The organism is Candidatus Cloacimonadaceae bacterium (genome assembly GCA_030693415.1).
Taxonomy (GTDB): domain Bacteria; phylum Cloacimonadota; class Cloacimonadia; order Cloacimonadales; family Cloacimonadaceae; genus JAUYAR01.
The window spans coordinates 1-16,106 of sequence record JAUYAR010000010.1 but is presented as its reverse complement, the minus strand read 5'-3'; the positions used below and the strand labels follow the sequence as shown (position 1 = coordinate 16,106).

17 protein-coding genes, 1 tRNA gene and 1 rRNA gene are annotated in these 16,106 nt (G+C 45.3%); 3 read left to right on the top strand and 16 right to left on the bottom strand.

What is annotated here, in order from left to right:
• The first annotated feature begins 115 nt into the window (after positions 1-115).
• The gene (locus Q8M98_00555; protein ID MDP3113239.1) at positions 116-502 is read left to right on the top strand and encodes a hypothetical protein; all 387 of its coding nucleotides are present in this window, start codon (positions 116-118) and stop codon (positions 500-502) included.
• 68 nt (positions 503-570) lie between these two features.
• Here Q8M98_00555 and Q8M98_00550 read toward each other — a convergent pair whose 3' ends face one another.
• Positions 571-2,814: a hypothetical protein gene (locus Q8M98_00550; GenBank protein ID MDP3113238.1), complete on the bottom strand. Its 2,244-nt coding sequence runs from the start codon at positions 2,812-2,814 to the stop codon at positions 571-573.
• A 314-nt stretch (positions 2,815-3,128) separates the two neighbouring features.
• Positions 3,129-3,740, bottom strand: coding sequence for a hypothetical protein (locus Q8M98_00545; protein MDP3113237.1), 612 nt, complete (start codon positions 3,738-3,740; stop codon positions 3,129-3,131).
• 660 nt (positions 3,741-4,400) lie between these two features.
• On the opposite strand from Q8M98_00545, the gene Q8M98_00540 reads away from it, so the two are divergent.
• Complete coding sequence (locus Q8M98_00540; protein ID MDP3113236.1) at positions 4,401-4,646, top strand: hypothetical protein; 246 nt, start codon at positions 4,401-4,403, stop codon at positions 4,644-4,646.
• A gap of 233 nt (positions 4,647-4,879) precedes the next feature.
• On the opposite strand, the gene Q8M98_00535 is transcribed toward Q8M98_00540, so the two are convergent.
• The 14 genes from Q8M98_00535 to Q8M98_00470 all read right to left on the bottom strand — a co-directional run bounded on the left by Q8M98_00535 (position 4,880) and on the right by Q8M98_00470 (position 15,569).
• Complete coding sequence (locus Q8M98_00535; protein MDP3113235.1) at positions 4,880-5,350, bottom strand: tRNA (cytidine(34)-2'-O)-methyltransferase; 471 nt, start codon at positions 5,348-5,350, stop codon at positions 4,880-4,882.
• Between the two features lie 15 nt (positions 5,351-5,365).
• A complete protein-coding gene (locus Q8M98_00530; GenBank protein MDP3113234.1) occupies positions 5,366-6,430 on the bottom strand; it encodes a thiamine ABC transporter substrate-binding protein in 1,065 nt (354 codons plus the stop codon).
• Positions 6,430-7,179, bottom strand: coding sequence for an ABC transporter permease (locus tag Q8M98_00525; GenBank protein MDP3113233.1), 750 nt, complete (start codon positions 7,177-7,179; stop codon positions 6,430-6,432). The genes Q8M98_00530 and Q8M98_00525 overlap by 1 nt, the downstream gene beginning before the upstream one ends.
• On the bottom strand, positions 7,169-8,545 hold the full coding sequence (gene dnaB, locus Q8M98_00520; protein MDP3113232.1) for a replicative DNA helicase: 1,377 nt from the start codon (positions 8,543-8,545) through the stop codon (positions 7,169-7,171). Before dnaB ends, Q8M98_00525 begins: the two co-directional genes overlap by 11 nt.
• 1 nt (position 8,546) lies before the next feature.
• Positions 8,547-9,029: a pantetheine-phosphate adenylyltransferase gene (gene coaD / locus Q8M98_00515; GenBank protein MDP3113231.1), complete on the bottom strand. Its 483-nt coding sequence runs from the start codon at positions 9,027-9,029 to the stop codon at positions 8,547-8,549.
• Between the two features lie 2 nt (positions 9,030-9,031).
• Positions 9,032-10,261: a Xaa-Pro aminopeptidase gene (locus tag Q8M98_00510; GenBank protein MDP3113230.1), complete on the bottom strand. Its 1,230-nt coding sequence runs from the start codon at positions 10,259-10,261 to the stop codon at positions 9,032-9,034.
• Between the two features lie 50 nt (positions 10,262-10,311).
• Positions 10,312-10,527: a hypothetical protein gene (locus tag Q8M98_00505; GenBank protein ID MDP3113229.1), complete on the bottom strand. Its 216-nt coding sequence runs from the start codon at positions 10,525-10,527 to the stop codon at positions 10,312-10,314.
• A gap of 22 nt (positions 10,528-10,549) precedes the next feature.
• Positions 10,550-10,924, bottom strand: coding sequence for a hypothetical protein (locus Q8M98_00500; protein ID MDP3113228.1), 375 nt, complete (start codon positions 10,922-10,924; stop codon positions 10,550-10,552).
• Positions 10,925-10,941: 17 nt separating this feature from the next.
• Positions 10,942-12,186: an ATP-dependent Clp protease ATP-binding subunit ClpX gene (clpX, locus tag Q8M98_00495; protein MDP3113227.1), complete on the bottom strand. Its 1,245-nt coding sequence runs from the start codon at positions 12,184-12,186 to the stop codon at positions 10,942-10,944.
• 74 nt (positions 12,187-12,260) lie between these two features.
• Positions 12,261-12,845, bottom strand: a complete 585-nt coding sequence (gene clpP, locus Q8M98_00490) for an ATP-dependent Clp endopeptidase proteolytic subunit ClpP (protein MDP3113226.1) — start codon at positions 12,843-12,845, stop codon at positions 12,261-12,263.
• A complete protein-coding gene (locus Q8M98_00485; GenBank protein MDP3113225.1) occupies positions 12,842-14,179 on the bottom strand; it encodes a trigger factor in 1,338 nt (445 codons plus the stop codon). The genes clpP and Q8M98_00485 overlap by 4 nt, the downstream gene beginning before the upstream one ends.
• A 36-nt stretch (positions 14,180-14,215) precedes the next feature.
• A tRNA-Leu gene (locus Q8M98_00480) sits at positions 14,216-14,301 on the bottom strand.
• A 77-nt stretch (positions 14,302-14,378) separates the two neighbouring features.
• Positions 14,379-15,218, bottom strand: coding sequence for a pantoate--beta-alanine ligase (gene panC, locus Q8M98_00475; protein ID MDP3113224.1), 840 nt, complete (start codon positions 15,216-15,218; stop codon positions 14,379-14,381).
• Positions 15,219-15,569, bottom strand: coding sequence for an aspartate 1-decarboxylase (locus Q8M98_00470; protein ID MDP3113223.1), 351 nt, complete (start codon positions 15,567-15,569; stop codon positions 15,219-15,221).
• Between the two features lie 421 nt (positions 15,570-15,990).
• Between Q8M98_00470 and Q8M98_00465 the strand changes: the two genes are divergently transcribed.
• A 16S ribosomal RNA gene (locus Q8M98_00465) occupies positions 15,991-16,106 on the top strand; the annotation flags it as partial.

Genomic DNA, 16,106 nt, shown 5'->3' with positions numbered 1-16,106 from the left:
TAACTCATAAATACTATGTAACTATATATTAGATAATACTCTAGCAATACTGGCTCTCAGTAGCGGAACGAGTGGCTCTATTTTTTGGAGGAGTGGCTCTCATCAAGCGGAATGGGTGGCTCAGTTACTCCGGAATATCCAGTACTCTTCTCGCGGCGTGGATATCGGCTATGGCATTGGCAAAGCAGAAGATCGTGTGGCAATGTTGGCAATTCTGGACCTAATCGAGACCGCCGAGTATGCAATACCCAAAGGAGCGCAGAAAGACTGGAAGGATCCGACCGACCCAAGATTGTGGACAGCTACTACTTTGATAGGGAGATATTATCTCGGAGATGATAAGACCCCTGTCAATATCGTGATTGATCTGATAGGAACCATAGATAGCTACATCGTAGATAGTTGCCGATTGGTGAGTCATGAGGAGTATATCAAGTATCAGAACAAATACGACCTTTGGATCAAGACACTAACAGAGTATTACGATTTCTTTGAGAACTAATGAAAGCATTGTCAGAATAGGTTTATAACTGTCATGAGGAGTTATATTGAGCAAACCAATGGTATCGTTCAGCACGGACTAGGGGTTAAAAACTTCGGAACATCTGACAGATTACTAAGAAGCTGCTGACTATCCCTATGTAAAAGCTGTTGAATCTGAACAATTTTTACATCTTTGCTCCATTGAATCTCTAATACAAAGGCTATGCAAGCCAAAACGTAGCGCTTCAAATCCTTATCAGTGTTTTTTGGCTCAAGCTCTGCGCGCAAATCCTCATCATCTTTCAGATCAATAACCGATGCGAATATTTTGCCCTCATAAATGCTATCAGATAGTTTGAATTTTGCTCGTTCTTCATTGGTAGGTAACACAAAATTTAGATAGGGGAGTTTCTCTTTTTCCAGAATAAACAATGAATAACCGGATGACCTATCATAACTATCAAGCGATACAATTTCAATGCCCTTATAATCATCTAATGTAAGATCTTGGACTTTCTGCACATCAATGTAAAAGCTGAGATTCAGGTTCATGTTAATAATAAGATGTATGTTTTTATCTAGCTTTAGTTTATCTATGGCTAGGAATATGTCCTCAGGTTTGAACTGATATTTTGCACTCGCATTTGCAACGAATGAATGAGATAAGATATGTTTCAAGTTCGCTATTACCATTGATGCTAGGATTTTGTCATAATTATCTGCACTCAATACTTCATCAGCTTGAAAACAACTTTTTTCTAGCAGGATTCTTTTCCCATAAGCATATGATCTATTCCCAACAAAATCTTTGAGCGTGGAACTCGTAGTCCTTTTGAGAGATAGAATATATTTCTGAATCAACTCACTACTTGAATCTAGGAAGGTTTTCACTTTATCGGGAGACAATCCCTGCTCTAGAATTGTTTTATCCATAGCTTCTATCAATTCTCCTTTGATCTTATCGATTATTAAATCAGGGTTCATTTTATCAATACTCCAGTTCTGATCAATATCGCCAATACCCATTTTATATAACAATTCAGGTTGCTCTATCCACTCTTTTACAGAACGTCGAAAGCCCTCAATGCAATTCAGCCAGATTAGTTTTTTTCGTTGTGATGTAGGCAACTCCTCAATACAATACGAATCTTGACCGAAGTGATGAGGTCGTAGTGTGTGAAGTCGAAAAAACAGAATCGCTATGTACGAGCAAATCCATTTGGGAACTATTTTGTCTTGAGCTATTCCTTCGTTGTGCGGAAAGTAATAGTCTGAAGAAATGAAACTAAAATTGTCTCCCCAAGGATCAAAAAAGTAAACAAAGAGCTTATATACTTCCCTTAATGTGTTTGGTAAAAGGTGATAATCTGGAGGTTCACTCGATGTGTATAGAAACATTCTTCGGATAGCTTCGTGTTTTTGGAGATATAGAACTAACCCTCCCAATGCACAATGGTAGCGTACCATCCTCATATCAAGGGATTCTTTAATGCTCTCATTGTCTGTCGAATCCATATCAATAGAAGATTCTTTGCGCCCGATTCGCTTCCGGAAACGGAAATTTCTTAATCTGTTATCCATCGACTCCCAATACAACATATACATGTCTATATGATTGCTTTCTAACATGAGTATCAGATTGTGCCAGATTTGGGTTAGTGTATCTCTAGAAATTTTGTCGCTTAGCTCACTTCCTAATAGGTAACTTGCAGTCGCAACTCTGTACCTTAATGCCTTAAAGGAAAACTCATCGGAAGTTAGCATCTCTATTAACAGTTTTCTATCGATATCATAATACAATTTTGGGAAGTTAAGATCCTGTCTTCTGAATTCTTCAAACTCACCTCCTATAAACTCACTTAATAATTCAAAAGCATCTTGGTGCCCATTGCGTAAAGCGCAAATAAGCAGATCACTTGCAGCAGTAAAACATATACCGCTACTATCATTACGTCTATTGTATTGCTTTATAATGCGTTTAGCTAGTTTTATGGTTACGCTATATGTCATTAGTAACTTCACTTCTAGAATGAAAACAATAATCAACATGGTAATAAAAGTAAAAATAAACCAATCCGAACTACTCTCAAACATGAATTCAATCACTGCATATCGTAACGGTGGCATATCCCATGTCCATAGAATTGTGACAACAATAGAACATATCAGTGTCACAAAATAAACAATGTGAATGACCTCTTTCTCAAACAAGAGAGCTATACTTTGAGAGTTATATTTATCTTCGATTCTTGAGATCACTTGAATAATGATGGGATATGCTATTCCTAAGATAGCAACAAGAAACGTTATATATGTATCTGCATGCCTCATATGAACTCCAATCAACTATTATAACGAGTAGGCTACTTTGTTATGTGACAAAATCCCTTTTAGTGCAAAACGGATTCCTTCTTGTTATGGTAGAAAATAGGCATAAATATATATACGCCTTTCTTCTAATAGACATTACAGTCGATACCATTCGCCATTGATTTTATGTCAAGTAAATTTTTCATATTGGACTGAAAAGGAATTGGTTATTCCTACATGACCGGTCTCAAAAGCGAATTCAAAGTCATATACGAGCTACGATATGTAGCTCTGAAGATGAGATTAGTCGCTAGTGCAAAGCATTTAGTGGCTATTTAAAGTCGGTCAATAGAAACTCTCTTAAACAAACGATCTTGCTTTGTTGATAGTTTAACTCCCCCATTCTCAGCAACACTGCTGTAAGAGCCCTTAAGCAAGTTATCATTCAAGTGCATTTTGAAAATCGTTGCAGGTGTATCCTTACGTCCACTATCAAAGGAAAAGTAGTATTTATGCGGATCATATATGTCTTTTATGGCTATAGCTATTATATCTCCGAAGTTGAAGATATCACCAGCCCCCTCAGGACTTAACTCCCTGTTGTAGATCAGCATATATTCTTCACTGCCGCTAAGGTGGTTCCTTACAATGTAATACTCATCGGTATCAACACCAGATTTTGCAACACTTTGAGTCTTACCATTAGCAGTCCACTCAGTAAAAATAGCCATACTGCCAGACCAGACACCCTCAATTGGATCCAGGGAACTGCTTTCCAAGTAATTCTCAATTCCATCACGAGTTGTTGATACTTTCTTAAAACTATAGGTAAAAATTTCTTCGGGTTTGGCATTATTCGCGTTTCCATTTGGGTGTGAGGATACGCAAGAGGTAAGCATATATACCACCAAACATGATGCAAGAAGTTTTGTGATTATCTTAAACATATATCTTCCTTTTTATGTATTCAGAGATTGATATCGTAACATCTGGATTACAGCCACATTGCGTTATCGATATTAAGAAACCTAAGATTTGAATTCATAAATATAACTTCATTCCTTGAACAATTTGAGAATGTCTGGATCAAGCGAGTTTGTGTAATACTTGTTAGTGGATAGATACCCAATGATCTTCCTATTCTTGATTATCACTGGTGGTTTGGAAGAGTATTTATTATACGGTGAATACATACTATATTTTCCACCGAACGTTCCATAATCGTTCCAAATTGACTTGCTGCTATACTTATTCCCATAAGTACCATAGTCATTAAGCACTGAATCAATGCTAAACTTATTAGTAATGGTTCCTAAATACGTGTTTTCTTTGTCCTGTGCGTAAATGTCAGATCCCTCCAATCCTAGTTTGAGGATGTTAAGAGCTTGGGAATATTGTGTCAATGCCTGATTAAAAGTTGAGTCCCAAATGTTGGTGTAAATTCCAACTCATTGTTTCTCATTTTCTTTGAAGACTTGTTAGCAAGTCTTCGCCTCACACAATATATACTTTATGCTGATTGCTACAATCATAATCACCTGATTCCACATTAATTCAAATCCAGATTTTCGTCAAGAACTTTCTTTCCCATAAATAAATCTACCTTGTTGAGACTGTTAAAAAACCATCACCATTCTACGCTGCTTTATCCGAACACTATGGAGAATCAGTGGTCTTTAGTGTTGCCAAGCGTTGTTGTCACTGTAGCGCAGGATGCCGATCCTGCGAAGAAAAAACCTGTCAAACAGAATCATCATTTTTGTGGGGGATTTGAGTGGGGATTTTCGTTTCCGCAGCATCGGCATGCTGCGCTACTGCTTGACAGCGTCAATCAAGCGATAGTCAAGCGTTAATCAAGCGTAATAAAACTAACGCTTGATTAACGCTTGATTAAGGCTTGATTAACGCTTTGGAAGGGGATGGGCATAAGGGGGAAATGTGTAAGTGATTGGTGGTAAGTTAGTTGGATAGAATATTCGAAGCGCTGATATTTGTGCCGTAAGTCAACTGTTGAAAACCGCCAATTGTAAATAGCTTGTCCTTTGATTAGTGGATTTCTGTATCAACAGATATTGATGAAAAGGGACTATAAACCGATTTGACGAAGAGCCTCGTAGATGACAATCGCGACGGAATTGGCAAGATTTATGGAGCGGATTTTTTGGCTCATCGGGATGCTGACGCACTGATCCGGATGTCTGCGCAAAAGCTCTTCGGGCAAGCCGCGGGATTCCGGTCCAAAGACAAAGACGTCACCGCTTTGATACTCGATCACGCTATAGCAAAGCTCGCTTTTGGTGGTGCAGGGAAAGATCCGTTCATGGGGGAAAAGGTGATAGATATCTTCAATGCTATCATGGACTTGCACATTGAGCTGGTGCCAATAATCCAGTCCGGCGCGTTTCAAGGATTTATCATCGAGCAGAAAACGACAGGGAGAAATCAGATGCAAAGTTGAATTCGATCCCAGACAGAGTCTGCCGATATTTCCCGTGTTTGCCGGGATCTCCGGTTGGTAGAGGACAACGTGGAAGCCGGGCTTGGATATCGGGATCAATTGTATCCGGAAACGTTAATCGGCAAACGCGATGCCATAGTTGAACAGCGAATCCCAAAAATACAGCCAGACCGGTAATTCCGTTCTGATCTGATCTTCGCTCAGCCGTTTGTTCACCGTCCACGAACTCAGCGGTATGCGGGCAAAGCGCATGGGCAGGTTGGTTTTGGAATTGGCGGGAAAGAGGCCGAGCTTATAGATCGCCATTTTTTGCGCTTCGGTGCTGATCAGATACTCGATGAAATGCCGCGCCACGCTTTCGTTTCGGGTTTGAGCATGGATGGCGGCGGATTCGGAATATTGATAGCTGCCTTCTTTGAGCATCGAGGTTTTGAAATACTTGTCGGATTGATTGAGTTCCTCGAGCCAGGCGGGGGTGGAATTGAAACCGATCATCATGCTGCATTCGCCTTTCTTGAGGGCTTCAAGTGCTTGCTGCGGAGAATTATAGACTTTCTTTACGTTTTTGCGCAGGCTTTGCCACAAATGCTCATAGCCAAAATCTCCAAAGAGCGCCAAGGTCCAATACAAAGTAGCGCGTCCAAGCCCGGATTGATGCGGATCACAGATCGCCATCTGGCGAAAATATTTCGCATCCTGCAATTCGCCAAAAGATTGCGGAGGGCTGTCGAACACTTTTTCGTTGTAGATGATGCCGAGATTGGCATAGGCGTATGGAATGAAGGTGGTATTTGGGTCAAGATAGAGATCGCGGCTCAGCTCGTTTTTCGCGATCGCGTTCAAGGGGAGAAATCTTCCTTTGAGTGTATCTTCGAGGGCGAAGCAATTGTCCATATTCAGGACGACGTCGATGTCGCCGTCGTTTTCCTTTGCTATCAGTGCTTTGACCAGTTCCGGCATCGTGGGAAAGAGCGTCAGGCTCACCGCACAATTGAACTTCTTGGCATAATCCTTGATCAACGCGCCTTCGAAACCGGAAGTGCGGATGCTTTCCAAAGCAAAGATACTGAGACACGTTTTGGTGGATGCCGGATTTGGCGCCGGTGCCGATTGATCAGATTTGGAATTGCATGCCGCCAAAAGACCGATCAGTAAAAGGAAAAAGCCGATTTGCCGCATCAAAACCCCCCAAAGAGGATCCAGGCAACAAAGAAATCCATGACGAGGATGAGGACGGAGCTGTAAACGACTGTGAGAGTGGTGCTTCTGCCAACCCCCTCGGCTCCGCCAAAACTGCGGCTGCCGAAAAAGCAGCTCAGGGTGGTGATCAGAAACCCGAAGACGACGGATTTGATCAGTCCGCCCCAGAGATCGGATGGTTCGAAATAGCTTTTCATGTTGTTGAAAAACGTGTGATAATGGATGCCATATCTTAGCCATGAAAAATACCAGGCACATAAAATGCCGATTAGATTGGCATAGACGGTGAGGATCGGGAAGGCGATCAAACCGGCAACCACGCGTGGCATATAGAGAAACTCCTCCGGTGAGATGCTCATGCTTTTCAATGCGTCAAGCTGTTCGCTCACTTTCATTGTCCCGATCTCCGCGGCAATGGAAGCTCCCACTTTTCCCGTCATCACCAACGCGGTGAGCACTGGCGCCAATTCAATCATCGTGGATTTGCCGATCAAGACACTGAGCAAGTGAAGCGGGATGTAACCCTTTGATTGATATACTGCTTGCAGAGCGGTCACCAGTCCAGTGAAAGCAGCGGTGAGGGTAATCAGAAAGATGGAATCATAGCCGATGCGCTTGAACTGGATGAGAAATTCCTGCCTTCTTCTTCCGAGGGCGGGGATGCGCTTTAAAGTATTGCCGAGAAAAATGCTGTATTCGCCGATGCCAGCCAGGATTTTAACGTTCATGAGTGGTGTCGAGGCTGCGAAACATGGTGTATTCCTTGACGAAACCAAGATCTATCGATCCGGTGGCGCCGTGTCTGTTTTTACCGATGATGATTTCCGCGATGCCGGGTTTGTCGGTTTTATCCGGATAATAATATTCGTCGCGATAGATGAACATCACGAGATCGGCGTCCTGTTCGATGGCGCCGGATTCGCGCAGATCGGCAAGATGGGGACGCTTGTTCTCTCTGGATTCAAGCAGTCGGTTGAGTTGGGAGAGCGCGACCACTGGGATCTTCATGTCCTTGGCGAGGATTTTTAATCCGCGTGAGATTTCGGAAATCTCCTGTTGACGGTTGTCCCGATCGCGAGGCAAAGTCATCAACTGCAGATAGTCGATGATGATCAGATCCAGACCACCCACTTCGGCTGCGAGGCGTCTCGTCTTTGCTCGTATATCAAGCGGAGTGTTCGTTCCGGATTCGTCGATGTAGATCTGTTTGCTGGAAAGGACGTCCGAAGCTTGCATGATGCGAATCAGTTTTTCCTCGTTCATGCCAAAGCCCTTGAGCATCGAATCCATATTCACTTCCGCGGCGGAGCTGAACATGCGCATGATCACTTCCTCGGCAGCCATTTCCATCGTGAAGATGGCCACCTTTTTGCCGAGATTGACAGCGGCGTGGGAAGCGATGTTCAATGCCAGGGAAGTCTTTCCCATGGCGGGACGAGCGGCGATGATGATGAATTGTCCAGGACGAAAGCCACCGGTGAGATGATCGAGATCGCTGTAGCCGGAAGCCACGCCCACGACCGGAACTTTGGTGGAGGCGATGGTATCGATGGTGTGCAGCACTTCCGCACTGATCTGATCAATCTTGATAAAGCCTTGATGGGTGGGCAGTTCGGCAATGGCAAAGATCGCCTGTTCTGCTTCGTCCACGATGGTTTTGACCGGCTTTGACGATGAATAGCAGGATTCGATGATGCCGTTTGATGCCAGGATCAGATGCCTTAGCAGGGCTTGTTCGGTGACGATATTGAGGTGGTAATCAAAATTGGCGCTGGAAACGACGTAGTCCTGGATGTCGTTGATATAGGGTATTCCGCCGATCTTTTCGAGCAGGTTGTTGCGCTCCAGACGGTTGATCAGAGTGATGGCATCGACCTCGATGCTTTCGTTGAAAAGTTCCGCGATCGTACGGAAGATCATTTTGTGGGCGCTGCGATAGAAATATTCTTCCTTGATCATCTCGATACCTTTGCTGATCACGCCGGAATCGATCAACATGGCTGAAAGCAGCGCGGCTTCGGCATTTACGTCCGATGGCAAACTGCGTTCGGAGATCTGGGTGATGTCTTTTGAGATTGTTTCGCGTTTTGCCATGTCAATCCTTGCGCAGCTTGCCGATCAAGGCTGTGGATACCGCAGGCGGGACAAAATCATCAAGGCTGGCGCCAAGCTCCGCCAATTGCCTGATCATGGATGAAGATAGATACATATATTTCAGGCTCGGGACGAGGAAGATGGTTTCGATTGTGGGATTGAGCTTTTTGTTGGTCAGCGCCAGTGAAAGTTCGTATTCAAAATCTGAAACCGCGCGCATACCGCGAATCATGACGCCGCAGCCTTGCGCTTTGGCATAATCCACCACCAAGCCCTTGAAAGTAGTCACGGATACGTTGCTCAGATTCGAGGTCGCCTGTTTGCATAGTTCAAATCGTTCTTCGAGGCTGAAGAGATTCTGCTTACCGGTATAATCCGCCACGGCAAGTATCACCTCATCGAAGAGTTTGGTTGTTTTTTCGAGGATGTCAAGATGACCCAGAGTGATGGGATCAAAAGTGCCGGGATAGATGGCTTTGCGCATGCTCAACTCAACGCGTTGCGGCGGATATCTTCGATCTCATCGATCTCTTTGGGGATGTTTTGAGAGAGCACGCAAAATCCGTCTTCGGTGACCAGAACGTCGTCCTCGATGCGCACTCCAAGCTTTTCCTCGGGGATGTAGATGCCGGGTTCGACGGTGATGACATTGCCTATTTCAAGCACAGCTTCGCGTCCGCCCAAATCATGGGTGTCCATTCCGAGGAAGTGGCTGACGCTGTGCATATAGTATTTTTCGATCTGATCGGCGCTTTCGATCAAGCCGATGGAGATCATTTTTTCAGCCAACAGATCACGAGTTGTGATATTCAGAGTGCTCAGCAATACGCCGGGTTTGATCATCGAGATGATCTCTTTCTGTACATCCAATACGCTTTGATAGATCTGTCTCTGCCTGGAGGTGAAGTTTGCGGAGATCGGAAAGCAGCGAGTGATGTCCGCGCTGTAATTATTATATGAAGCGCCCACGTCCATGAGGACGAGATCGCCAACCTCGATCAAGCAATCGTTATTGCCATAGTGCAAAGTGGCGGCATTGATTCCGGCGGCAATGATTGGCGCGAATCCCCAATGCTGGACTCCGCTTCTCTGCATACGGTAATACAGCATCGCTTCCAGTTCATATTCCATCATCTGGGCTCGCGCGGATTCCATGGCGTCCAAGATGCCCTTGCCGGTGATGTCGATCGCCTTTTGGATCTGAAGTATTTCAAAATCGTCCTTCACCTTACGCAAAGGCGCAGCCATGTCATTTACCTGATTGATTTCAATTTGGGGATGGCGAATCCGGAGTGGCTCCAACATATACATGGGATATGTCATAGGCTTGGTTAAAGAGACAAAGCCCAAGTTGGAATAAATCTTTTTCATCATGGGGCACATGGTGGAAAGAACCGCGTAAAACTCATCCAGGTATTTCACTCTTTTGATGCCGCTGATCTGGGTGGCTTCATCGGCAGTCAGCTTCTTTCCATCCCACACCTCACGTTCTGGATTGCTGCGCTCAATAAATAGCATATCGTTAAACTTGCCGCCGAATTTACCTGCTGTATAGATCAATTCAGGATGATTCAACCCTGTGAAATAAAGAAAGTTGTTATCTTGTGAAAACTTTTCGAGCTCTCCTTTGGAGTTGGCAAACAGGATGATGTTTTCGCCATCGTTCAGGCGTTCCGCCAGCTTTTCCCGGCGTGGTAATGTCACATCTGGGGTCATCATTTCTCCTTCAAACAGGAACTATTAATTTCTGGTTCTATAGATTTGATCTAAAAGCTGCGGTAGGACCTGCCGGGATTGTTGGGAGCGGCGATTCCTTCCGTTTTGGTATTGGTGACGGATTTGGTGAAGGTCGAGAGGGGCAGATTGATCGTCTGATCTACCGTAACAGACACACCCAGTTTGAAATAGCTGGTGCCATTGGAATCGATCACGAGAATGTCCCACAGGACTGGGGTGAGAGTCCATAGCGCTTCAGCATTCACATCGAGGTTGCTGCCAAGGTCGTCATCTCCCCAGCTCGTGTCGCTTGGAGGGGGAGAGAAAAACATTGAAGACGATTGCATTACCATTGTTGATCAGACGGATGGCACCTCCAGTGGGGTTGATGTCCAATGCTGTCAACAGCCCTTTATGGATGGTGCGTTCCAGCGTGTTTGGAAAGATATAATCCCCCTGATACTGAATTTGGACGACCTGATCCTCAGCGTAGTATTTAGACCAGTTTTTCCAGGATTCAAGCTGGATAGGATTTGCGGCATCAATGCTGAAGATAAGTTTCGCGCTGGTACGGTTGCGGATTCTAAGCTCGCCATCTGCTTCGCAACCCACCATGGCAAGCGCCACAAGGATCATCAGGCAGATAATCATGATTCTTTGCATGCAAAACTCCCGAGGTGTTATTTGTTTACTGCTTGCTTTCTATCAGAGATAGATTCCAAGTAGGCAAAATCCGGTTCGCAATCGCCGGTTACGACGTCCTGATTGATGTGGCAAGCCTTGATTGTTTTCTTGTCAGGGATATCATACATGATGCGCAGCATGAATTTTTCCATGATCGATCTCAAGCCGCGGGCGCCGGTCTGTTGCTTGATCGCGACCTCTGCGATCTTTTTCAGCGCTTCTTCGTCAAAGCTCAAATCCACTCCGTCCATATCAAAGAACTTCTGATACTGGCGCACGAGGGAGTTTTTGGGCTTGGTCAGGATGTCGATCAAGGCAGATTCGTCCAGCTCGTGCAAAGTGCAGATAATGGGCATCCTGCCGATCAGCTCAGGGATGAGACCATATTTAAGCAGATCGTGAGAATTGGTGTGCTCAAATACCGCGCTGTCAATTATTTTGGACCCCAGGTTGACGTCAAAACCGATCGCTTTTTTATCCATGCGTTCCTTGATGATCTTTTCCAATCCAAAGAATGCTCCGCCGGCGATGAAGAGGATATTCTTGGTATCCATTTCGATGAAATCCTGTTGGGGATGCTTTCTTCCGCCTTTGGGGGGGACGTTCACTTTGGTGCCTTCGAGGATCTTGAGCAGTGCTTGCTGCACGCCTTCGCCGGAGACGTCTCTGGTGATGGAGGGGGTCTCGGATTTGCGGCTGATTTTGTCGATCTCATCGATATAGACGATGCCGCATTCGGCTTTGGAGACGTCATAATCCGCAGCCTGCAAAAGGCGAACAAGAATGTTTTCCACGTCCTCTCCAACGTAGCCGGCTTCGGTGAGCGTCGTCGCATCCGAAATGGCAAAGGGTACTCTGAGGAACCGTGCCAAGGTCTGCGCGATCAAGGTCTTGCCGCTGCCGGTGGGACCAATCATCATGATATTACTTTTTTCCAGATCGATCTCGTCGTCTTTGTTTTGCTTGAAAATGCGTTTGTAATGGTTATAAACGGCAACGGAGATGATCATTTTTGCTCTGTCCTGCCCGATCACGTATTGATCAAGATAGGATTTGATCTGACTGGGTATATGAAGCTCGAATTCACCGGTTTCAGGTTTAGGTTCGCTGGCTTCGACGATGTTGTGGCACATGGAAATGCACTCATCGCAGATATTTCCTGCGATTCCGCGGATCAGAGTCTTGACTTCAAGCTCGGCTCTACCGCAAAATGAGCAGCTCAGGTTCTTATATTTATCCAAGAAATCCTCCCCGGATTCTTATGATTCTTATCTTTATATTTTGCATGCTTTGTTGGGAGGCAAATCCCGTCAAGTTATTTCCGATTGGCGATGACTTCGTCGATGATGCCATAGTTTTTGGCTTCGGCGGCGCTCATAAAAAAGTTACGGTCGGTGTCAAAGGTCAGTTTTTCGATCGTTTGTTTGGTGTGCATTTGCAGTATCTGATTCATGCGTTCGCGCAGATAAAGGATCTCTTTTGCCATGATTTCGATGTCGCTGGCTTGCCCCTGGGCGCCGCCCATCGGTTGATGGATCATTACTCTGCTGTTTGGCAGTGCCGTTCTTTTACCGTTTTCACCCGCAGCGAGCAAGACCGCCGCCATGCTTGCCGCCTGACCGATACAGATCGTGCACACGTTTGGTTTGATGTATTGCATTGTGTCATAGATCGCCAGGCCGGAAGAGATGATTCCGCCGGGACTGTTGATGTACATATAGATGTCGCGCTGTGCGTCTTCGCCTTCGAGGTGAAGAAGTTGGGCGACGACGGTATTTGCGAGATTATCGTCGATGCCGCCGCTCACAAAGATGATCCTATCCTTGAGCAAACGGGAATAGATGTCATAAGCGCGTTCGCCGCGTCCGACTTGTTCGATCACGATTGGGATATAGTTCATTTGTCCTCCTGATTTCCTTTCGCGGTATTGGGTTCGGGGATTTCTTCGATTATCTCGGCATCCTCGATGTATTCATCATCGTAATGCTGATCCTCAGGATCGGGAATGTGAAATTCCGAAACGGCGGCAAGCTTGCGCAGGATGAAATAGGTCCGCATCTCCTCAGGGAAGTTTTCATTGTCCATTTCATCCTGATGTGTTTCTTTATAGGCGCCGACGCTTTTATCCTCAAGGATCGCTTCATGCTCAATGTATTCATCTTTCATTTCATCGGTTATTTCAAGCTCGATCCGCTTTTTAAGATTGCTTACCGTGTAGTAAGTGATCATTTCCTGAGCGATCTGCATCTTGATCTGGTATTCATAATACTTTTTCCATTCGGGTTTGTCCATCCGCTCCAGATCTTTTTCAGCCAAATAATCGATGGTGCGGCTTGGAAGATCGAAATAGTTGTCGATATAGAGTTTGGAGATCAAGGCAAGGTTCTCGCCATTGAAGTTTTGATGCTCCACGCGCTTTTCCAGATCCGCCATGACCTTGGATTTCATCTCTTCCAGATTCTCAAACTCCATGTCCCTGGCAAAGTCGTCATCGATCGCGGGGATAGTATATCTGGTGACCGAATTGACCATCACGCTACAGGGATATTCGGTGTCGTTGTCAAGCTCGGCGATGTTTTGCTTGGTCATCAGTTTGATGGACTTTCCGCTGATAGGGATGTCAATGAGATCTCCGGTTTTGGATCCGGCCAGTTCTTTGAAAGACCGCTGGGGAAATTTGTCTCCAGCAAAGAGAACCGCGCCATGTTTGTGCACCGTGTTGCCGGTTTTGAAGCTCATTTCCGTCGTTACCATATCGTTATCCTCGGCAATTTCGATGTCGATAACATTGGCGTTTTCTTCCGCTAAGTGTTTGAGATATTTCATCGCTTCGTTTTCAAGCGAGACTGGCGTGTAAGGAACGCGCAAACCTTCTGTTTGTTTGAAATCAATATCGGGTTCGTGTTCGATCTCGATGACGATATTCATCTCGGAACCCGGCTCCCAGGTGATGTCCTTCACTTCGGGATAAAGCAGGAAATGGATATCGTGATCCTTGACCGCTTCTTCGAAAATGATATCGACGATATGTTTCAAAAAATAGTCCCGTATTGTGTCCGCGTGCATGCGTTCGACCATGCTCAGCGGAGCCTTGCCCTTGCGGAATCCGGGGATCTGGACGTCCCGCGCGGATTTATTCAAATATCTTTTATATTCCTTATCGGCTCTTTCGGCTTCGACACTCAAGTTCACTTCTTTGGTGACGGCGTTGATTTGTTTGAATTCTACTTGCACTATATACTCCTTAGTTATTATCATTCAGCAAGATACTGGTGCGAAAGAGGGGACTCGAACCCCTACAGGTTATCCCTACTGGATCCTAAGTCCAGCGCGTCTGCCAATTCCGCCACTTTCGCACATTATATCTCTGATAGAGGGATTTATGAGATTTCTTTTTGTCATTTGAGCCAGCATTTTCGATGACGGTCTGATGTCAAGCACTCAGTGCATCGTTGTCGATCAGACGTGTTTTGCCGATATAAACTGCCAACATGATGCGGGTGTTTTCATCGGCGGTTTCCACTTCGCTGAGGGTGTTCTGATCCACAAGTTTGATATAGTCGATTTTCCCGTCGGCGGAGAAAATGATCTGTTTGGCAGCGGCAAGGATCGTCTCGCGGTCTCTCGTCCCTGATTGGTAAAGCGATTGAGCTTGTCCGATCGAGCCATAAAGGCATATTGCGCTTATGCGTTCCTTGATGTCCAGATAGCAGTTTCTGGAGCTCATCGCCAAGCCGTCCGGCTCGCGGAGGATGGGGCAGCGCACGATTTTTGTGCCTTGGTTCAGGTCTTTCAGCATTGTTTCCAGAATGACCACTTGCTGGAAGTCCTTGATGCCCATGAACATCAGATGCGGCTGCACGATATTGACCAGTTTGAGAACGATGGTCGCCACGCCCCTGAAGTGTCCCGGTCGGCTCGATCCGCAAAGAATATCGGAAAGTCCTTCCACTTCAACCCAGCTTTTGTGTCCCTGGGGATACATTTGAGCGCTGTCCGGCATAAAGACATAGTCAACATTGTGCTCTGCAAGCAGTCTCAGGTCTCTGTCATAATCACGCGGATAAGCGCCAAAATCTTCATTGGCACCAAATTGCGATGGGTTCACATAGATGGATACTATTGTCACATCCGATGTCCGGCAGGATTCTTCCACTAAAGAAAGATGACCCTCATGCAGAAAGCCCATGGTGGGCACGAAACCTGTTTTTACAGCTTGATTCCGCTGTTTGCAGATTTCTTGCATCTCGCGTACATCGGTGATGATATTCATCTATGTGACCGGGCGGTTGTTGTCATCCAGGATGATGACGCAAGGTGTATGGCTTGCCGCTTCGTTGTCGTCCATCACGCCATAATTGATGACGATGATCTTGTCTCCGGCATGAGCAAGCCTGGCTGCGGCACCATTGATGCCGATCTCGCCGCTGTTGCGCGCTCCCTTGATAATATAGGTCGAGAATCTGGCGCCATTGTTGATGTTAAACACATCAACTCGCTCAAACTCGCGCATTCCGCTCAGCTCCATAAGAGCTTCATCTATTTTTATGCTTCCATTGTAATTGAGATCGCATTCAGTCACTGTCGCGCGGTGTAACTTAGATAAAAGTATATGCCTTAGCATTTTGTTATCTCCAAAGATATTGTTGATTCCTTATTTCTCAGAGTGCCGATCCTGTCAATACAATTCATCGGGTGCAGGGGAGGAAAGGAGATCGGTGTTGAGGACATATTCACGATTGTTTCGTGTGGTTTGTATTGCATTCAGACGCTTTTGGCAGACAGCGGCAGTAATCAACAAATATAATCGGCGAATTTTACAACATTTATAACAGCAAGCAAAGCTATAAATTAGGATGTCTCGATGTCCGCATGCGGAAAAGAATGAAAAAGAAAAACACATTTTCTGTTGACATTTAAACGGTGCTCAGAAATATGGCACAACCTGCTCGTCGAGAGTAGGTAAAAATTGATCTTTAAAAAGTTTATAGAGTGCCATAGAGGTTTATGCGAGCCAAAATTGTCAATTACAATCATTATTAAAAATGATGGAGAGTTTGATCCTGGCTCAGGACGAACGCTGGCGGCGTGGATTAGGCATGCAAGTCGAACGGTAGTTTCCTTTCGGGGAAATGAGAGTGGCGAACGGGTGAGTAACACG